Here is a 1144-nt window from a genome sequence, read left to right as displayed (position 1 = left end):
GGACCTGTTGCGTAATTGGCTGGTTGTGATTCTCTGAGATGAAAGCTCGGAGGGAATCGCAATGGCGGTGAAGCAGACGGGTCAGTTGAGCTTGGCGGAGGCTTTCCTGGGCAACAGGCTGGCTGGCGGTTCTTCGCCGTTGGACCGGTTGTCCGGCCTGGTGAAGTGGTACCGCTTCGAAAAGCTGCTGGCACCGTTGCGCGATGGGGGACCTGGTCGGGCCGCCTGGCCGCCGCTGTTGCTTTTCAAGGCATTGCTGCTGCAATCGCTTTACGGGCTGTCGGATCGCGAACTGGAGGAGGCGCTGGGTGACCGGCTGTCGTTCCGGCGCTTCGTCGGGCTCGGTCTTGAGGAGAGCATTCCCGACCACACGGTGCTTTCGCGGTTTCGCAACCTGCTTGTCGGTGAAGGGCTGCTGGAGAAGCTGTTTGGCGAACTGGACCGGCAGTTGGAGAAGGCCGGCGTGATCCTCAAGCGCGGCACGATGCTGGATGCCACGCTGATCAATACGGTTTCGGTGCCCCCGACGGGCGAACGGCCCTCGAAGGATGCAGAGGCCGGTTCGACCGTACGGCAGGGTAAGAAGGGCTTCACCTTCGGCTACAAGGCCCATGTCGGGGTCGATGAAGGCTCTGGTTTGATCCGCACGGTGATCACGACAGCGGCCAACGTCAACGACACAGTCGTGGCCGATCGCTTGATCTGCGGCGACGAGAAGACGGTATGGGCGGATGCTGCCTACGACACGCATGCCCGCCGTGCCCGGCTCAAGGCCGAAGGCAAGAGGCCGCGCATTGCACGCCGTCCCAACAAGCACCACCCACTGCCGGCGCGGCTCAAGCATTATAACCAGCTGATTGCCAGGCGACGGGCGGCAGTGGAGACCACCTTCGCCACACTCAAGAACCGCATGAGGCTGACGATGATCCGCTATGTCGGACTGGCCAAGGCCACGGCCCAGGTGATGATGGCGGCGATCGCCTTCAACATGCGCCGATGGGCTGCCATCACGCCATAGGTGCGTCCGCAATCCAGCCCAATGGGCTGAATTGCCGCCTGAAACTCCAAACCAGAACCCATTCCCGCTCAAAAAGCGGCGATCCGCTCCCCACAGCAATCTCTCAGCTAACTGCGCAACAGCCCC

At 62.2% G+C, this 1144-nt stretch carries 1 protein-coding gene; it reads left to right on the top strand.

The window, feature by feature from the left end; genetic code table 11:
- The first annotated feature begins 61 nt into the window (after positions 1 to 61).
- On the top strand, positions 62 to 1018 hold the full coding sequence (locus EN861_RS34235; RefSeq protein WP_135867835.1) for an IS5 family transposase: 957 nt from the start codon (positions 62 to 64) through the stop codon (positions 1016 to 1018).
- Positions 1019 to 1144: the final 126 nt, after the last annotated feature.

Origin of the sequence: Mesorhizobium sp. M8A.F.Ca.ET.218.01.1.1, from assembly GCF_004791165.1 — a bacterium.
Lineage (GTDB): Bacteria > Pseudomonadota > Alphaproteobacteria > Rhizobiales > Rhizobiaceae > Mesorhizobium.
Note: the sequence above shows the minus strand (reverse complement) of the source record. Positions and strands in the feature narration are given on the sequence as shown.

Coding starts and splice junctions, on each gene's coding strand:
- EN861_RS34235 (WP_135867835.1), top strand. CDS start 62: ATGGCGGTGAAGCAGACGGGTCAGTTGAGCTTGGCGGAGGCTTTCCTG.